This is a genomic window from Maribacter halichondriae (assembly GCF_027474825.1).
In the GTDB taxonomy this organism is placed as follows: Bacteria; Bacteroidota; Bacteroidia; order Flavobacteriales; family Flavobacteriaceae; genus Meishania; species Meishania halichondriae.
The window spans coordinates 4,000,441-4,017,553 of record NZ_CP107030.1; the positions used below are offsets into that span (position 1 = coordinate 4,000,441).

The window sequence follows — 17,113 nt, forward strand, 5'->3', positions numbered from 1 at the left end:
CTTCATTCTTCTTTCTGTTGAATACTCGTTTGGGTTACTCGTTACAGGCTGGTGGTAGCGATGCGTAATGTGTGATTTAACCTAAAAACCCAATATCATCTATTTCCAAAACCATATGGTCATCGGCAAAGTTTCGGGCACTACTGTATTTCCATTCCGTGGGTGTGGTTACGAAACCAGGTATGACAGGATTGTTATGGATGTAATCAATTTTCTGTTTAATGACCTTTGTGCTCCACAATTCAATAGGTTGGTTATGATGCTGCCAGAACTGCCTTTTTGAGACGTTGCTTTTCTTTTTGGCTGCTTTTTCAAACGCTCGTAATAGCCATTCTTTTCTGCTTTCTTGAGGATTTTCTTCAATAGCCTTCAATAGTTGTTTGGCAGTATATTTTTTGAAATCACGCAGTAACCCAGCTGGGTCCTCATTGGCAGAACGAATGATTAAATGAACATGGCTGGGCATAAAGCAATAAGCATAGACCTCCATAGCTTTTTCGGCTCTGCAGTAGGTAATGCTATCGGCCAATATTTTGAAATAGTCTTGTCGTGTAAAAACATCTATCCAATAAACCGTGGCAAACGATACAAAGTAAGCGCCAACCTTGTTATGGAACTTGTAATTTCTGCTCATCGCCTAAAGATAAGAAGCTAGGCAGTAATGATTATTTCGTGTTCTTGTTTTTGAAGTAATTTTACTTCCTAATGGTCGCTACCGCCAGTTTGCAACTGGTGGCCGTACGAGTGATTGCGGACAAGGTAAATTTAAAACCGTATTGTTTCTAAGATCACTTTCTTTCTTACTCGGTATGCCACTAGTCAGAGACTAGCGGGAGCAGGGGACCCGTACGCTTAGTGGGTGAGAGCCGTAGTGGCGGCTTTTAGGTCGTCACCCGTCTACTCGATTATGGGCTGAACTTCAAATTATTCTTGCTTATGCCTTTTAGTCTCTTCCTCTGATAATTCAAGAAATCTGGCAGCATTATTATAGAAAATATCAGCTTTTTGGTCAACTGATAAAAAGTCTGCTGAATTTAGGGCTTCGATACCATCTGAAATAGTCTCCACCCACATCATTTGATCTGTTCCAAACATAATACGTTTACCAAATCCAGCATCAACTAATCCCTTTACGTAGGACTGAAACTCTTTTTTAGGTAAAGCCCAACAAATTGCACCGAGTCCAACATATATTTGCGGATGTGCATACATTAAAGCTTTCAAATCTTCAAGATATGGCCAGGCAGCGTGCATAATATATATTTTTAGATTTGGTCGATCAAATAGTATCTCTTCAAACTGTAGCGGTTTACCTTGAAAAGCCCTGGTTCTAGGATAAGCAAAATAAGCACCTCCGGGTGGGCCTCCTGGAAACATGTGATATCCAATTGGGATATCTAATTCTACAGCTAAATCAAAATACTGGGTTAGACTTTCATCTGTTGGTAATATTCCCTGGTAATTAGGAGCTACTTCACCAATCACTTTAAGTTTTCCAATTTTAAATCGCTCCCTAAGTTCTTCGACGGAATAGCGATGGCTGTTCCCAATTATAATTTTTTCTGGAGCATGATCAAACCAAAGCTCGCCTTGACTTACCATGGCTTTTACAACATTGTGTTCTTTATACTTTGCTAATGTTTCAATTCTCAACGAATCTATAGTAGAAGAAGCTTTATAGGTCTTACCTGTTAAAGGATTTGTATAGTCTTGACCTCCAAAAAACATTTGATCAAATGCATGACAATGCATATCTATTATAGGTCCAGAATAGGATGTGGAGCCTTCTGCAGCCAGATTTTTCTCTGTTTTTCTGTTTTGGCTTGTACACGAGACTAATAATATTAATTGAAATAATAGTATGTTTTTTATTGCTTTCATAATCTTCTTGTTTTGCCCATAACAAATGGATATAGTTATTAACTATATCTCTATTATAAAATCCCTACAAATTTAACATTTTGTAATCAGCTGAAAAAACCCTACGTAACATCAATTATCCATAGTTTTTTAACAACAGTTTTCGCAATAAAAGTTTAAGGAGCATCATCCTTTAATTTGGCCGTGGCACAATACCGGTTCGTTTGCCCCAGCGCAACCACATGTCGGCCATTTTTGTAACCAGATCTTGATGGTTGGCGGCTATGTCGTTCATTTCAGTACGGTCTTTTTCCATATCAAAAAGCTCCCAATTGGAGCGTTCCAGTTCATCAACTTTATCCCACAGAAAAGATTGTTTTTTACTGGCATTCGAGACCAACTTCCATTTGCCCATGCGCACGGCACGGTTGCCCTCATGTTCCCAAAAAATAGCCTCCCGTTCCAAATCTTTTTGGTCAAAGGCAGCCACGAGACTCTTGCCCTCCATGGGTTGTATTTGATTACCGTCAAAGTTCTTTGGGTAACTACCACCCCCGACTTCGACAGCGGTGGCCATGATATCTATCAGATGGGCGGGCTCGGTACGAAATTCCCCTCCAGCGACTTCGGGGTCGATTTTAGCAGGCCAATGCACGATCAAAGGCGAGGCTATTCCCCCTTCATGCACCCAATGTTTGTACTCACGAAAGGGGGTGTTACTCGCGTTGGCCCAATTCAGCCCGTAAGCGGTATAGCCTTCCGGTGGGCCGGGCCATGCTTCGCGCATTAACTTTACAGGTTTACCATCCCTGGTAATCGTAGGCACCATTTCTGTTTGTATGGCACCCGGAGCCATCGGGGTAAGGTCCTTTTCGTCAGGGCGGTCGGTGACCCAGTCCAGTTCTTCGGCACAAGCGCCGTTATCTTGAAGGTAAATGATCAAGGTATTTTCCAATTGTCCCTTGGCTTTTAACGCATCAACGACACGACCGATACCTTCGTCCATGAGCGTGGTCATGGCGGCATAGGTTTCCATATTGGCGAGTTCCCATTCCCGGTCGGCAATATCATTTGACCAAGGCGCTACAAAAGAATCTCGAGGCGTCAATTGCCATTCATCTTTTGCTAGGCCAAGTTCTTTCATGCGTTCGAATCTATTTTTTCGAACTTCGTCCCACCCTTGATCATAATGCCCTTTGTATTTGTCGATGGCTTCTTTGGGTGCGTGCATGGGCCAATGAGCGGCGGTATACGACAAATAAAGAAAAAAGGGATTGTCGGTTGCATGTTCATTGATACGTTCCACGGCATAATCGGTGAAATCGGTCGTGCAATAAAAATCGTCACGCGGCGCAACATATTCATTGTCCAAAGTCAAGGAACGGGGATCGTACAAGCTGCCTGCACCCGAAATCATTCCGAAGAATTGATCAAAACCTCTTTGTCTGGGCCAATTGTGCTTGTCAGGATTTTCAATGACATAAGGGGTTACATGCCACTTGCCTGACATGTAGGTTGAATAGCCAGCGCCTTTTAAAGCTTCGGCAATGGTGACCGCATTCTTGCTCAAATCACCACGAAAGGCAGGTGTTCCCCTGTCGTCGACCATATGACCGACCCCTGCCTGTTGCGGATACAAGCCCGTAAGCAAAGAGGCGCGTGTCGGGCAGCAACGTGCGGTATTGTAGAATTGTGTAAATCGCAGTCCGTTTGAAGCAAGTTCATCCAATCGCGGTGTGCGTATCTCGCCGCCATAACTGCCAATATCTGAATAACCCATATCGTCTCCCATAATGAGTACGATGTTCGGAGGGACTACTATTTCTTTTTCAGGTTCTTTGGATGTGCCACAATTCAGAAACACTATTAGAATAGGAATCAGTAAAAAAGGATAGAATCTTTTCATGCATTTAATTTAACCAAACCGCCATTTCGCCCATTTCCCTGTGTGCCCAAGCGTAGTAGGGGATGGCTTTAAGCGTTTTGCTTTCGATTTTACCCAAACCGCCCAAGAGATTTGAATCAAAGGAATATTGGAATTGTTCGTCTTTGGGCACTTTGATAGCTAACACACCTTTGGGGTTGTCGATTTCTTCAGCACAGTAGACCAAGGGCCTCTTTCCAAAGCCATTTTACCTATGTTGGCGGCAACCAGTTCATGGCTAATTACTTTTCGAATAGGCATCTCGAATGCAATAACAATCTTGTCGTTTTGTTTCCAACTTTGATTTTGCAAAGTGATGTAGCCATCTTCGACGGAAACGTTTTTACTTTCCCCGTTTACAGAAAGTTGAATAGCAGGATTTTCTTTGTCCATATAACGATACAGATCCCCATCCATAACTTCATTTCTGGCCCATCCTGGTACTCTTAATTTGATTGTCGCGTCGATAGGTTCATTATTTAATACGTCAATTTCCACCTTTCCATCCCAAGGGTAATCGGTCTTTTGGGAAAGTTGCAGCGTTTTATTTTTCAAAAGTATTTCGGTGGTATTGCTGATATACAGATTTACATAGACTTCGTTACCCTTGGTGGCATACATATAGCCCGGAAGCGAAGGTAAAATTCGTACAACGTTCACTGGGCAGCATGAACAATCGAACCAAGCAGAGCGACCACAAACCCCTTGATTGAATTTCCCGACCCCATCCGTTTCTAGTGGATTCGGATAAAAGAAAGTATTGCCTTCAAAAGAAACCCCGGAAAGAAAACCGTTGTACAAAGTGCGTTCGAAAACATCCATATATTTTACGTTGCCACTTTTTAAGAACATCCGGTGGTTCCATAGCATCAGGGCTATGGCGGCACAGGTTTCGGTATAGGCCGTAGCATTCGGAAGCTCGTAATCAGGGCCGAAACCTTCATGCTTTGGTTCGGCACCAATACCACCGGTAAGGTAGATTTTTTGATGTATGATATCTTCCCATATCTTGTCTAGCGCCTCATCATAAGCAGTTTCACCTGTTAATGCAGCCACATCGGTAGCACCAGAATAAAAATAACCTGCGCGTACCGAGTGCCCGACTGCTTCATCTTGTTGGGCCAGGGGCAAGTGGTCTTGTTGGTATTTTCCGGCGTATTCGCCATCGACCAAATTATGACCCTCTCCATTACCTCTTTGATCTACAAAGAATTTGGCAAGATCCAAATATTTTATTTCTCCAGTGGTGCGGTACAATTTCACCAGTCCTATTTCGATTTCTTGATGCCCTGGCACCCCCATATTTTTACCGGGACCGAATACTTGATCAATGAGGTCGGCATTTTTGAGCGCGACATCTAATAATGAACGTTCGCCTGTCGCTTGAAAATGTGCTACTGCAGCCTCATACAAATGCCCCACATTATATAATTCATGAAAGGTTTTGAGATTGGTCCATCTTTTTCCCCACCGCCATCGGCGGCTTTTGAAGGGTCGATCGTTCGGTTGGTATACAGATAGCCATCATCTTCTTGGGCAGCTGCAATTTTGGCGATCAAGTCATCTAAAAATAATTTGAGTTTGGGGTCTTCATGTACCTGTAGCGAATAACTAGCGCCTTCAATGACCTTAAAAACATCGGAATCGTTAAAATAGATACCCTCAAATTCACCTTCTTCCAAACCTCCGGCTATGGCAAAATTGGATAGCCTTCCGGTTTCCTCACATTTTTGAAAGTTATAGGGAATAGTCACTTTACGGTTGGTCTCTATTCGCGGAGACCAAAAATTATCCTGGATGGATACCGAGGTAAAGGGAACGGGTTGAATAGGGTAGTCGAGATTTGTTTTTGAAATCGCTGCCGTTTCAGGAGCGACTTCCTTTTCCTTTTCCTTGCACGAAATCATAATGACGAAGCATGCTATTAGTAGCGATTTTACAACTGAAGTGTTCATAGCTAAATCTATTTAATTAAAATCAATTTCCAATTTGAGAGGTGTAAAAAAAATTAGTGCACTTCACGACTATAAAAAATCTCAACTTTCTAAAAGTAAAGAACTTTGGTTCAAAACTCAAACTCAATCTCGCTAGCTGTCTGGACAAATTCTAACGGCGGTTGCAACGATCGACAATCATAGTTGTCGTTGAATGATAAACTTTTCACAAATAAAAGAGTCGGTTGGTGCAACCTTTTACTTTTGCCGCTGTCTCTACCTGTGGCAACAAATCGATCAAAAAATGCAAATTAAAAATACGAGGGCTATTCCAATTCGTTTTACAATAGGGCTTACGTGGGCCTTATTTTTATTTGTGCCTGGGGCATGGCTCAAAACAACTATACGGTAAGCGGCGCGAGGTTAGAAATATGAGGTAATAAGTACAAGGTTTAAAAGGAGATTTCGCGGTTCTTAGCTCGTACTTAGATGTTTTGAATTGTACATTTTATTTATTCTTGGGTGGACTTTGCCAAATGATATTCATGATTTTCCATTGATCATCTACTTTGGCCAGATGAAACAGGTCAATGCCCCATTCGGCGGTAAGTTTTCCTGTTGCGGTTTTATCGTTGACCTCGTACAGGGTTATTTCTTGTGGAGAATCGGCCGTGACCCGGTCCCCGTCTTTGTTCCATGAACCGGCGAGGTCGTACAATTGTTGGTAGGTCATCGAAAGGTTATCATTATATGCTTTTGAATCTGGGTCGTACCAATAGCCAATCTTTCGCAGGGTAGGGTCGACGCTTCGTTCGATTTTAGCGGGTTCGACCTTGTACAGCGCATCCACATAATCTTGAATGGCCCCATGAACTGATTTTTCATCCGAAGTCATCGATGCATCCTGACCCAAGGCAGGCGGTGACAAAAATAAAAAAGCGGCCACTGCGCATAGCTTTAGAAATACTTTCATTTTCCTTTGTATTGGTTCTTTCTAAAATTACGATATCGGTCCGAGTAATCAAAAAAAGTTAGGGTTACCCTTGTTGAACAACTTATTGGGTAGACTTCGTACCGCTAAGCTCGTGCTTCTGCCTTTTTCTTCATTGGAAAAACCTTGAAAAAGTAAGGCTGCGCCAGAGCCATTCCAACGGGCCGTAGTAAAAGTAGTGGAGCCAGAGTTTACTGGTCCAAACTTGCAGCAGGATCACGACGATGGCAATTAAAAAGGTGTATCGATTGGGTATTTCCCCGAGGTAGCCCAATCCCCAGCCAAAGAGCAAAGCCGTACCGACAATGCTCTGCATCACATAGTTCGTCAAGGCCATTCTGCCATAGGGGGCTAATTTGGCCAGCCATTTTTCAGGTTTTGTTTTTCGGTACAGCATGACAAAAAGGGCGATATAGATCAAGGTCATCGCTGTATTGACCAAGTCCATTCCCGTAAGTCCGACCATAGCTACCCAATTGTCCATTTTGACTTCTGGGCCTAAACTGATAAACGCCCCGGCGGTAATGCCTATAGAAACGACCAACAAGATACTGGACCACAGCAATATCTTTTGGGTCAGCTTTTTATCTTCCTTAAAACGTTTGAAAAAGCCGGAACGGCCAAGGTACAGGCCCACTAAAAAGAACGCGAAGGTAAAATAGCCACGTCCGAAAATGCCGTATTGATAATTCATTTTATCAAGATGGCCGTCCCACGCATTCGTGGCAAAAACCTCCCAAAGAGACCCATTTTTAAGGGTGTTGTAATATTCGAGCACACGGGGTGCCTCTTGGTCCGTGGGGTCGACATCCAAAAAGAGATGGTCGTCACCGGTCAAGTAAAATATAACATACCGCCCAAGGCCTAGGAACAACAAGGCCGAAAACCCCAAAACCCATTTGTTCTCCATTTTATAAAAGGGAATGAGAAAAATGCCCAACATGGCATAGATGGTCAGAATATCCCCTCGGTAAAAAAGGCTATGCACATACCCTATGAGCAAGAGTAACAACAAGCGCCAAAGGAACCGGCCACCAAAAGCGACCCCTTTTTGGGCACCCCGGTCCATTTGAATAAAAAAACTAAGTCCGAACAGAAAGGAGAACAGGGCGATGAATTTCCCCCTTAGAAAGATTCCGATAAAGGCATTCACCACTTGATCGGCAATGCCCGAACTAGTCGCTTCATAAAAGCTGGGAGGGGCCAAGGCACCGATATACTGCTCGACCATATGGCAAATTAAGATTCCGGCGAGGGCAAACCCACGAAGGGCATCGATGATTTCGATTCGTTCAGTTGCTGTTTTTGACATGTTCGTTGATTGAAGTTGATGGTTAATAGACGTTCGCTGATACACCGATGTTACAGTTAAAGGTACGAAGTACAGAATACGGGGTGCGAAGTTGTCAAAAAATAAAACGACGAACCTATAACCCTATGCCTCGTTCTACCAGAATACGACAAAGAATTTCTCAAATTCGGTTTCCGATTTTTTCATCCAGACCATGGGGGCATTTTCCATGTGCATGCTGAGATTGACTTCCAACAGGGTTTCATGATGCGAAGACCAATGGACTGCTGCGTGTGGTGCCATGACCCATTCCGATTTATAGGGAATATAAAATTGGTGGGATTTAAATTCATTGCTATTAAATTCATCAAATCGCAACCAGTGGCCACAGATACAATTTTTATTCAGTGGTCTGATATTCGCTAAAGTACTTCCATACGGAATGAACAACTGTGCTTTGTAGCAAGCTTCGTGTTCGATTTCGGAATGTTCTATTTCTTTGTCATAAAGGGCTTTAGCCCCTTCTTCCGAATGTAAGAGTTCAAACTGTTCGTTCTTTATTTTTTCTATCTTGGTAAAGAACATATCGCGTTTGTTCGGCCCCATTAAGCGATGGATGGGCTCAGAAATCTCTGGATCGATGATATAGAATTTATAGGTCAATTCTACATGGATGCGTTTCTCGGTCAGCACCTCCCGCAAGATAAAATCGATTTCCCCGATGGTTCTGTTGTCCTTTTTGATCGGAAGGTTATGTAACAAAACTTCATACTTCCCCGAATGTGCTATCAATTGCTTGAATACGTATTCCATTTGGTGTCCTAAGCGAATTTTCATTGGAATCGGTTCCGCTTTAAAACCCGTCAAATCCATTTCAGGAAAATCGAACTGTTGTATGCCGAATTGGGTATTGGTCCATAAGGGAGGAGTAGTTAGAAATGCGCTATGTTGTTTTAATGCCATTAAAAAGTTTCGAATGCGAAAAGGTACGAGGTACAAAGTACAAAGTCAAAGGCTTAAACGAAGTAAAAACCTCGTACTTCTAATCGCGTGCCTCGTATTTAGTGTACGTTAAGTTTTACCTAAAACCAAAGTCCCTTTTTGCCAAAAGGCGTATTTTTACGGTATGGCTATGATGACAAGAAAAGGGTTTCGGTTTACCCCGTACGAGGCGCCGGACCTAACTCCCTTTGACAAACTTTTCGATATTTTTCAAGAACTGATTACGCATACCTCCGGGGACTTCGATGAGGCCATCGATTGGTTGCGCGAATTGGACAGGGAATACGAACTTACAGACGAGAATTATACCATCGATGATTTTATCGAGGATTTAAAGGCCAAAGGCTATATTCAAGAGGAATTCGAGGATGGTGGCGGAGAAATGGGAGAAGAAGGTGAAGCGGGCGAGGAAAGCGACGGTAAGGGAGGGAAAATTTCCATTACCGCCAAGATGGAACGTCTAATCCGACAACGGGCGTTGGACCAGATTTTTGGAAAATTAAAGAAAAGCGGTAACGGAAACCACCGTAGCAAATCCGCCGGGCGTGGCGATGAGCATACCGGCGATTTTAGGGAATACCGTTTCGGGGATTCGTTGGAGCAGATTTCCATGACCGAGAGTTTGAAAAATGCGCAGGTCAATCATGGGCTCGGCACGTTTTCATTGAACGAAGACGACCTTGTCGTCGAAGAAACCCACCACAAGGCCCAAATGAGTACGGTGCTGATGATCGATATCAGCCATAGTATGATCTTGTATGGCGAAGATCGCATCACGCCCGCAAAAAAAGTAGCTATGGCCTTGGCGGAACTGATTACTACCCGCTACCCAAAGGACACGTTGGATATTCTGGTATTCGGTAACGATGCTTGGCCCATTCCCATAAAGGATTTGCCCTATTTAAAAGTCGGTCCGTACCACACCAATACCGTGGCCGGATTGCAACTGGCGATGGACATGCTTCGCAGAAAGCGAAATACCAACAAGCAGATTTTTATGATCACCGACGGAAAGCCAAGCTGCCTTAGGCTTCCCGATGGTACGTATTATAAGAACAGCGTAGGATTGGACGATTATATCGTCGAGAAGTGTTACAACATGGCCCGTCAGGCGCGAAAGTTGCACATTCCCATAACGACCTTTATGATCGCGCAAGATCCGTATTTGATGCAGTTCATCCGGCACTTTACCGAAGCCAACAAGGGCAAGGCGTTTTTTACAGGTCTAAAAGGATTGGGCGAAATGATTTTTGAAGATTATGAGAACAATCGAAGGAAAAGGTTGAAATAAGGCATAAGGTTGGAAGTACGAGGTACGAAGTAGAAAGTAAAAAGCTTAAAAGTTGAATTAAGGTATTCCACCTTTGAAGGGGGCTTGGGGATGTTTTTCTCGGATTTGAAAGACATTCATACCACTAACAATATTTGCTAAGTAAAAAGAGAGAAAATTATATGAAATTGAACCACAAAGAAATCTCCTATTTAGGGGAATTGAAAAAAGCGGGTTATCAGACCAAAAGCATCAAAGATGAATTGCGCAATAATTTGCGAGAGAAAATCAAGAATGGCGAAGAAACCTTTGCTGGGGTCCATGGGTATGAGAATTCGGTAATCCCTGAATTGGAGCGGGCCATACTCTCGCGTCACAATATCAATTTACTCGGACTACGCGGCCAAGCCAAGACTCGCTTGGCCCGATTGATGGTCAATCTGTTGGATGAGTGGATTCCCATTGTAGAAGGTTCCGAGATCAACGATGATCCGTTGAAACCGATGTCAAGATATGCCATAGAATTGATTAAAGAAAAAGGAGATCATACACCCATTTCTTGGTTGCACCGTAGCGATCGGTTTTATGAAAAATTGGCCACTCCCGATGTGACCGTAGCCGATTTGATTGGGGATGTTGATCCCATAAAAGCAGCAAACCTAAAATTATCATATGCTGATGACCGCGTCATCCACTTTGGAATGATTCCCAGAGCGAACCGTTGTATTTTCGTAATCAACGAACTTCCCGACCTTCAAGCAAGAATTCAAGTGTCCTTATTTAACATCTTAGAAGAAGGCGATATACAAATCCGTGGGTTCAAGTTGCGACTTCCTTTGGATTTGCAATTCGTGTTTACCGCCAACCCGGAAGATTACACGAATCGGGGAAGTATTGTTACTCCGCTGAAAGATAGGATAGGTTCACAGATTTTAACCCATTATCCCGATGATATCGAAACAGCGCGAAAAATCACCGAGCAAGAATCGAATCTTGATAAGCGGCAGAGCGATGCGGTTTATGTGCCCGACATTGCCAAAGATTTATTGGAACAAATTAGTTTCGAAGCTAGGAACAGTGAATATGTAGATGCCAAGAGTGGCGTAAGTGCCCGGACAAGCATCACGGGTTTTGAAAATTTATTAAGTACAGCGGAACGTAGAGCTTTACTTGCCGGAGCGGATTCAACGTCCGTTCGGTTGAGCGATTTCTTGGGCGTGATTCCTGCAATCACTGGAAAAATCGAACTGGTGTACGAGGGAGAACAGGAGGGAGCCGATGCCGTGGCAGAAATATTGATTGATGATGCGGTGAAATCTTTGTTTCCCGAATATTTTCCGAAAATAAATAAGTTGGAGAAAAAAGACGAGGAAACCCCTTATGATGATTTGTTGTCATGGTTCTTCCAACAAAGTGAAGGTTTTGAATTGTTGGATGATTTCACGGATGATGAGTACAAAAGAACGCTCGACAGCATTCCCGAATTGAATCGCATGGCAAAGGAATACCAGCCCGATTTCCCTAAAGAAGATGTTTATTTCTTGAAAGAATTATTGCTTTGGGGATTGGTGTCCCACAAAAAATTGAGTAAACATCGCTTCTCGGAAGGGTATCAGTTCAAAGATCTTTACGGAAGTTTTATTAGTGGGTTGTGAGTTAAGTTGATAAACCTTAATACATAAAAATTAAAAACAAGAAACCCCGACATCATGTCGGGGTTTCTCTTTCATAGCAATTATTCCCTCCTATACCTGATAAGCAGGTAAATTGAAAATAAAAGAACTTCCTTCTTTGGGTTTGCTCAATACGGTAATCGTCGTATCGTGCAATTCCATGATTTTTTTGACTATCGCAAGGCCCAATCCGTAGCCTTGTTTTTTAGTGCTTTTATTAACCTGTTTGTAGCGGTCGAAAATAAACGGTTGTTCGTTTACGGGTATGCCAGTACCTGTATCCGTAATATTGATTTCAACATTCTTATCCTTTCGTCGTATAGAAAGTGTAACCTTACCTTTTGGCTGGGTATATTTTATGGCGTTCTCGATTAGGTTCTGTAGCGCGCACTCCACTAGACTTACATCAGCGAACACCATACTGTTCTCTTTGGGGTTTTCCATTTGAAGCTCGATTTGCTTCTTGTCCGCCAAAACCTTGAATTTAGCAACGAGGTCATGAGAAAGTTCGGTTATTGAAAAAGGTTCTTTTACCGGTGTGACTTGTTCGGCTTCCAATTTTGAATATTCGAAAAGTTGATCGATCAACTTGGATAGTTTATCGATGTTATCGTGCGTAATCTGCAGGTATTCCTCTTTTTCACTTTCCGAAAGCGTGTCCTTTTTCATTTGTAATGTTTCCACATATCCTTTCAGAATGGCCAGCGGCGTCCGTAGGTCATGTGAAACATTGGCGATCAATTCACGTCTGAGGGAATCAACAGATTTCATTTTATCCATATTCCCCACAATGGTATCGGCCATTTCGTTAAACGATTGCGCAAAAACGCCGATATCCGATTTTTCCGGATTTTCGATACGTACATCAAGATCACCTTCCTGAAACTTACGTACCGTACCGGTAATCAATCTCAAGTTCTTGGTCAAGAACCAAATGGCCAACAATCCGATTAGGGCTGAAAAAAGTGTGGTAAGCAAGGTTGCCCCTAAACCGAGCTTAGCAAAATATTGACCCATCAGGGTTTTACTGACTTCCTGAAATTTCTTTCCGGCGAGAATAATATAGACAAAACCATTATGCCCATCAACCGAATATGGAGCAGCGGAGAAAATTTTCTGTTCTTCGGGATTCCGTGGGTCATCACCAAGAACAAAAGTTTCCCCTTTATTTTCGATGAAGGCGTTGATGGGTTCCAAGGATACGCTTTTGGTCGCATCCTTATCATTCGGGTCAAGCACGACAGAATATAAGATCGCTCCATTATTATCCAGTAAATAAACCTCGATACCCTGATTTACCGCCATCATGTCGTGCATCAAATCACCGAACAGTTCTTTGTTGACACTTCCATCTTCCAAGAATGGCGATGCATTTTGGAATTTTTCCGCTATAACGTGATTGGCCACATCGGCATCCAAACGTTGTGCGGTCTCCTGATGATGTTTGTTCGCGAAGTAACTGGTAATGAGCATATACGATGCTCCCATAAGAAAGACCAGTATGATAAAAGCCGCCCAGAGCTTCTTTACCAGTTTCGGAGTAAGTGTTTTTTCAGCTCGGCTCATATGGCAATGTCTTCATTAAACTTATATCCCACGCCCCAAGTGGTCAAAATGTAATTTGGGTTGGCCATATCGGATTCTATCTTTGCGCGTAATCTATTGATGTGGGAGTTGACCGTATGCTCATAACCCTCGAAATTATAGCCCCAGATCATATTCAGCAATTCGGTGCGCGTATAGTTTCTACCTGGATTGGAAGCCATCAAAACCAAAAGCTCGAATTCTTTTGGGGATAGTTCTACCTTTTTTTCTTCCAGTAGCACCTTGCGCTTGTCGACATCGATATGCAAGCCTTCTGCGTTAATGGTCGAAGAATCTTTCTGTTCCGACGTTTTAATGCCTGTTCTCCGCATTACGGCTTTGATCCTAGCAAGTAATTCGCGAATGCTGAACGGTTTGGTGATATAATCGTCGGCTCCTATTTCGAGCCCCAATACCCGATCTATTTCTTCGGATTTTGCCGTCAGCATTATGATGGGGGTATTTTTCTTGGCCCGCAGTTTTTTGCATACCTCCACACCATCCATTTCAGGTAGGGTAAGGTCTAAAAGAATAAGGTCATAGTCATTCTTCAATGCCATTTCAAGACCAAGTTCTCCGTTCATGGCCTTGGCGGTTGTATATATGAGGTCGGTGAGATGAATTTCCAGCAACTTGATGATTTCCGGGTCATCTTCGATGATGAGTATGTTCTTCATAATTAGTTGGTACGAAAGAAGTTAAAAAGTATCACACAGTTATCACAAGCTACTGAAATGCCGACAAAATGTTCGATTCATCCGCCAATGGCCCCGTAACGGTGTTTTCTAAATGCATAACGGCTATGGTATAGCCGAAAAGTTCACAAAATCCTTACAGAAAGTCCCAAAATGTTTAAGGTTTCGTGACCCGCTTGTTATGTAGTAGGGCTTAGTTTGTTAAATAATCTAAAAACAAGTAAGATGAAAAAAGTAAAAAACAAATTAGGATTTTTAACCCTAGCCCTATTGTTGGGCCTAACTTCCTGTGATGACGACCAACAAACTCTAGTTGCCGAATTGCCGCAAGAGGCGCAACAAGAGGAGTCGGTCGAACCAAATGAAGAAATGGAGAAAGTAAATACTACCTTCAACATTACCATCATGAATACGGTAAATTATCTAAACTCCATTGTATTCAATACGCACAGTGCGGCTACCGAACCAGGTCCGATTCCCGATGCTGGATGTTTCTACGAAATCAATTTTAAAGCGGTTCCCGGTACGAAGTTAAGCTTCGCTACAATGCAGGTAATATCCAATGACTGGTTCTATGCACCGGCAGATGGCGGACTTTCCCTGTTTGAAGAAGGTTCTCCCGCTACAGGAGATATTACGGACAAAATCTATCTATGGGATTCGGGTACCGAGGAGGAAGACCCCGCTACTATAACCTCGGTTGCCGGAGGGGCAACGGCAGGAGCACCGGATGATGACAACACGGTTCGTATTGTTGAAACCGATGTGACCGATGCCATCAAAGTATATTTGGGTTATGACGACACCACGCGATATTTTACCTTGAAGATAGAAAACCTGAGAGGGGTAAATGCAGAAACAAACCCTGTAATGCTTTCACCTGGGTTAGTGGTCTTGCATGCTCAAGACAACGCGCTATTTACCAAAGATGAAGCTGACCGGGGATTGGGCCTTGCTAAAATAGCGGTTCAGGGTAACCCGTCCGATCTTCATGGTTGGTTCACTGAAACCGGTTCTGATGGCGCACCGCTTCGTCTTTCCTCATCATTCACAGTTTTCGCCCCAGGTGTGGTATATGCTTTTGATTCTGAAAGTGATCCAGTGTTCATGCAAGGAGAACCTATGGTGACAGGCAGTGGTATCGAGGAAATTGCGGAGGATGGAAATAATGGCGCGATGTTCGATTACATCACCAATGATCTAATGCTTCCTGCCGCTAAGAGCAATGAAGTGATGCCCATTGGCCCGGGCGGAAGCCTTACGTTTACGCTTGAGGTTCCCGAGGGTTATAAATTGGGTTATAACACCATGTTCGTTTTTAGCAATGATTGGTTCTTGGCGCATAATAATAGCGGATTTGATCTGTTTGCCGATGACGGAACGCCCGTAAGTGGTTATGGCGCTACCGAAAAGACCTACCTGTATGATGCAGGAACCGAAATCGACCAACCTGTAGGTTTTGGTCCTGACCAGGCTCCTTTTCAGTCAGGTCCGAATACTGGCGCTGCCGATGACAACAATCTAATTCGTCGTGTTATGGAAATCAATGATCTACAATTCGGAAAGGGATCGATCAATTCGGCTACTGGGGTTGCTGGGTATGCCGACCCAAGAGGTGGCTATAACATTGTGAGAGTTTCTGTCGAGCCAAATTAAGAAGTTAGTTTGTTGTTGGATTCAAACAAAAAGACCTCGACAACGTGCCGAGGTCTTTTTCATGTATAACGAATACTTTTTTATTCCCAAGAATCGATATGTTGGTTCATATCGTCAAAATCGTAACCTCCTACGAGGTCTTTGCGATATTTAAAGGCCAACAAAGTGAGGCCGAGAAGTAACAGATGTAGTACTAAAATTAAAATACCTAAGGGCATAAATGTACTGGGTATTACATGATTCTCATATTCGGAGTACGTGGTCAACACATAAATAGAATCGAAAACCTGAAAAACGTAAACCAAAAAAATCACATAAAGCGCATATTCTAGATTTCGCATTTGTGGGTCTGCAATTTCTCCTTCCTTTATCTTGAACCATAACACGTATAGAAATGCAAAATGTACAACGGTGAGAAAAGGAAATATGTAATTGTCAAATTTGAAGAAATAGAATTTATTGGTATAAAGCCCGTAAAAGCTAAATATAATCAACAAAACCAATACGCCTATGGACACCAGTAGGTTGCGTTTCCAAGGGAGTAATTGTGTAACAAAGTTCATAGTAAGTAGGTTTCAGGGATTTGGGGAACCCTAGTTCAAAATTAGAACGCCCCGCTAATTGGTTTATTTTAAAAATATCGATGAAGCGCACCTAATGTTGGGTATCTGCTTGAAAATGTTGTGAAACAAAGCCTTATGCCCATTTTAACGAATTCGAAAATAGTATTTATCCAAAGAAAATACCGTTAAAAACTACCTCTAAGTAAGCCATTGCTTACTGGCGGCATGACGGGAAAAAAACACCAAAGCTATGGAAATGATAATTATGAATACTGCAAAAATCATTCCTCCAGAACCACTTACCTCCATCACGTTACTCATAAAGAAGGAGTAAACGTTTTGGGCCAAAACACCCAATAGCGAAAGGACAAGAAGTGATGTCGCCCATTTTTTTCTAATAAGCAGGCCAATGCATCCCAAAGCACCGAACCACACCGCTATGGCATATGCAGCGGTTACCCAAGAGGGTCGTGTTTCATACAATTCGCGCTGGGCCTCGGGCATTGCGGCCATCATTTCATCTGACATAAAGGCTTCGAATAAATAGGCGCCGACGCCCATGAGGTTCCAAAGAAGTGCCAGGGCGGCAACAATCCAAAACCAGGTCGGTGGTTTTAAGGCTGATCTATCGTTCATAACGTATTGATTTAGTTGGTTATGACCGTAAATT

At 42.9% G+C, this 17,113-nt stretch carries 16 protein-coding genes and 1 pseudogene; 3 read left to right on the top strand and 14 right to left on the bottom strand.

The features are described 5' to 3' along the window. Positions 1-76: 76 nt before the first annotated feature. The 10 genes and pseudogenes from N8A86_RS18720 to N8A86_RS18760 all read right to left on the bottom strand — a co-directional run bounded on the left by N8A86_RS18720 (position 77) and on the right by N8A86_RS18760 (position 8,963). Positions 77-634 (bottom strand): REP-associated tyrosine transposase, encoded by a 558-nt coding sequence (locus N8A86_RS18720; RefSeq protein ID WP_273566754.1) that lies wholly within the window; start codon positions 632-634, stop codon positions 77-79. 290 nt (positions 635-924) lie between these two features. Continuing rightward, positions 925-1,881, bottom strand: a complete 957-nt coding sequence (locus N8A86_RS18725) for an amidohydrolase family protein (RefSeq protein WP_273566755.1) — start codon at positions 1,879-1,881, stop codon at positions 925-927. Positions 1,882-2,053: 172 nt separating this feature from the next. Beyond that, positions 2,054-3,766, bottom strand: coding sequence for an arylsulfatase (locus N8A86_RS18730; RefSeq protein WP_273566756.1), 1,713 nt, complete (start codon positions 3,764-3,766; stop codon positions 2,054-2,056). 4 nt (positions 3,767-3,770) lie between these two features. After that, positions 3,771-3,932 carry a hypothetical protein gene (locus N8A86_RS18735; RefSeq protein WP_273566757.1) on the bottom strand — a complete coding sequence of 54 codons (162 nt, stop codon included), beginning with the start codon at positions 3,930-3,932 and terminating at the stop codon, positions 3,771-3,773. Then, a complete protein-coding gene (locus tag N8A86_RS21780; protein WP_337251817.1) occupies positions 3,926-4,405 on the bottom strand; it encodes a glycoside hydrolase family 127 protein in 480 nt (159 codons plus the stop codon). Before N8A86_RS21780 ends, N8A86_RS18735 begins: the two co-directional genes overlap by 7 nt. Positions 4,406-4,471: 66 nt before the next feature. After that, a pseudogene (locus tag N8A86_RS21785) lies at positions 4,472-5,209 on the bottom strand (glycoside hydrolase family 127 protein); the annotation flags it as partial. Next, a complete protein-coding gene (locus tag N8A86_RS18745; RefSeq protein WP_273566759.1) occupies positions 5,179-5,739 on the bottom strand; it encodes a beta-L-arabinofuranosidase domain-containing protein in 561 nt (186 codons plus the stop codon). The gene N8A86_RS18745 and the pseudogene N8A86_RS21785, both read right to left, overlap by 31 nt. Before the next feature lie 487 nt (positions 5,740-6,226). Next, positions 6,227-6,691 (bottom strand): nuclear transport factor 2 family protein, encoded by a 465-nt coding sequence (locus tag N8A86_RS18750; RefSeq protein ID WP_273566760.1) that lies wholly within the window; start codon positions 6,689-6,691, stop codon positions 6,227-6,229. A gap of 130 nt (positions 6,692-6,821) precedes the next feature. Further along, a complete protein-coding gene (locus tag N8A86_RS18755; protein ID WP_273566761.1) occupies positions 6,822-8,021 on the bottom strand; it encodes a DUF418 domain-containing protein in 1,200 nt (399 codons plus the stop codon). Positions 8,022-8,156: 135 nt separating this feature from the next. After that, positions 8,157-8,963 carry a DUF1853 family protein gene (locus tag N8A86_RS18760; RefSeq protein ID WP_273566762.1) on the bottom strand — a complete coding sequence of 269 codons (807 nt, stop codon included), beginning with the start codon at positions 8,961-8,963 and terminating at the stop codon, positions 8,157-8,159. Positions 8,964-9,126: 163 nt separating this feature from the next. Between N8A86_RS18760 and N8A86_RS18765 the strand changes: the two genes are divergently transcribed. Both N8A86_RS18765 and N8A86_RS18770 read left to right on the top strand, forming a co-directional pair. Further along, complete coding sequence (locus N8A86_RS18765; RefSeq protein WP_273566763.1) at positions 9,127-10,293, top strand: vWA domain-containing protein; 1,167 nt, start codon at positions 9,127-9,129, stop codon at positions 10,291-10,293. A 161-nt stretch (positions 10,294-10,454) separates the two neighbouring features. Then, a complete protein-coding gene (locus N8A86_RS18770) occupies positions 10,455-11,927 on the top strand; it encodes a MoxR family ATPase (protein ID WP_273566764.1) in 1,473 nt (490 codons plus the stop codon). Positions 11,928-12,017: 90 nt separating this feature from the next. Here the strand turns inward: N8A86_RS18770 and N8A86_RS18775 are convergent, their stop codons facing one another. Continuing rightward, positions 12,018-13,511, bottom strand: a complete 1,494-nt coding sequence (locus N8A86_RS18775) for a sensor histidine kinase (RefSeq protein WP_273566765.1) — start codon at positions 13,509-13,511, stop codon at positions 12,018-12,020. Next, positions 13,508-14,206 (bottom strand): response regulator transcription factor, encoded by a 699-nt coding sequence (locus tag N8A86_RS18780; protein ID WP_273566766.1) that lies wholly within the window; start codon positions 14,204-14,206, stop codon positions 13,508-13,510. Before N8A86_RS18780 ends, N8A86_RS18775 begins: the two co-directional genes overlap by 4 nt. Before the next feature lie 243 nt (positions 14,207-14,449). On the opposite strand from N8A86_RS18780, the gene N8A86_RS18785 reads away from it, so the two are divergent. After that, entirely contained in the window at positions 14,450-15,880 is a 1,431-nt protein-coding gene (locus tag N8A86_RS18785) for a spondin domain-containing protein (protein WP_273566767.1), read from the top strand. Between the two features lie 80 nt (positions 15,881-15,960). Here N8A86_RS18785 and N8A86_RS18790 read toward each other — a convergent pair whose 3' ends face one another. Both N8A86_RS18790 and N8A86_RS18795 read right to left on the bottom strand, forming a co-directional pair. Then, entirely contained in the window at positions 15,961-16,443 is a 483-nt protein-coding gene (locus N8A86_RS18790; protein WP_273566768.1) for a hypothetical protein, read from the bottom strand. A 198-nt stretch (positions 16,444-16,641) separates the two neighbouring features. Then, positions 16,642-17,079, bottom strand: a complete 438-nt coding sequence (locus N8A86_RS18795) for a hypothetical protein (protein ID WP_273566769.1) — start codon at positions 17,077-17,079, stop codon at positions 16,642-16,644. Positions 17,080-17,113: the final 34 nt, after the last annotated feature.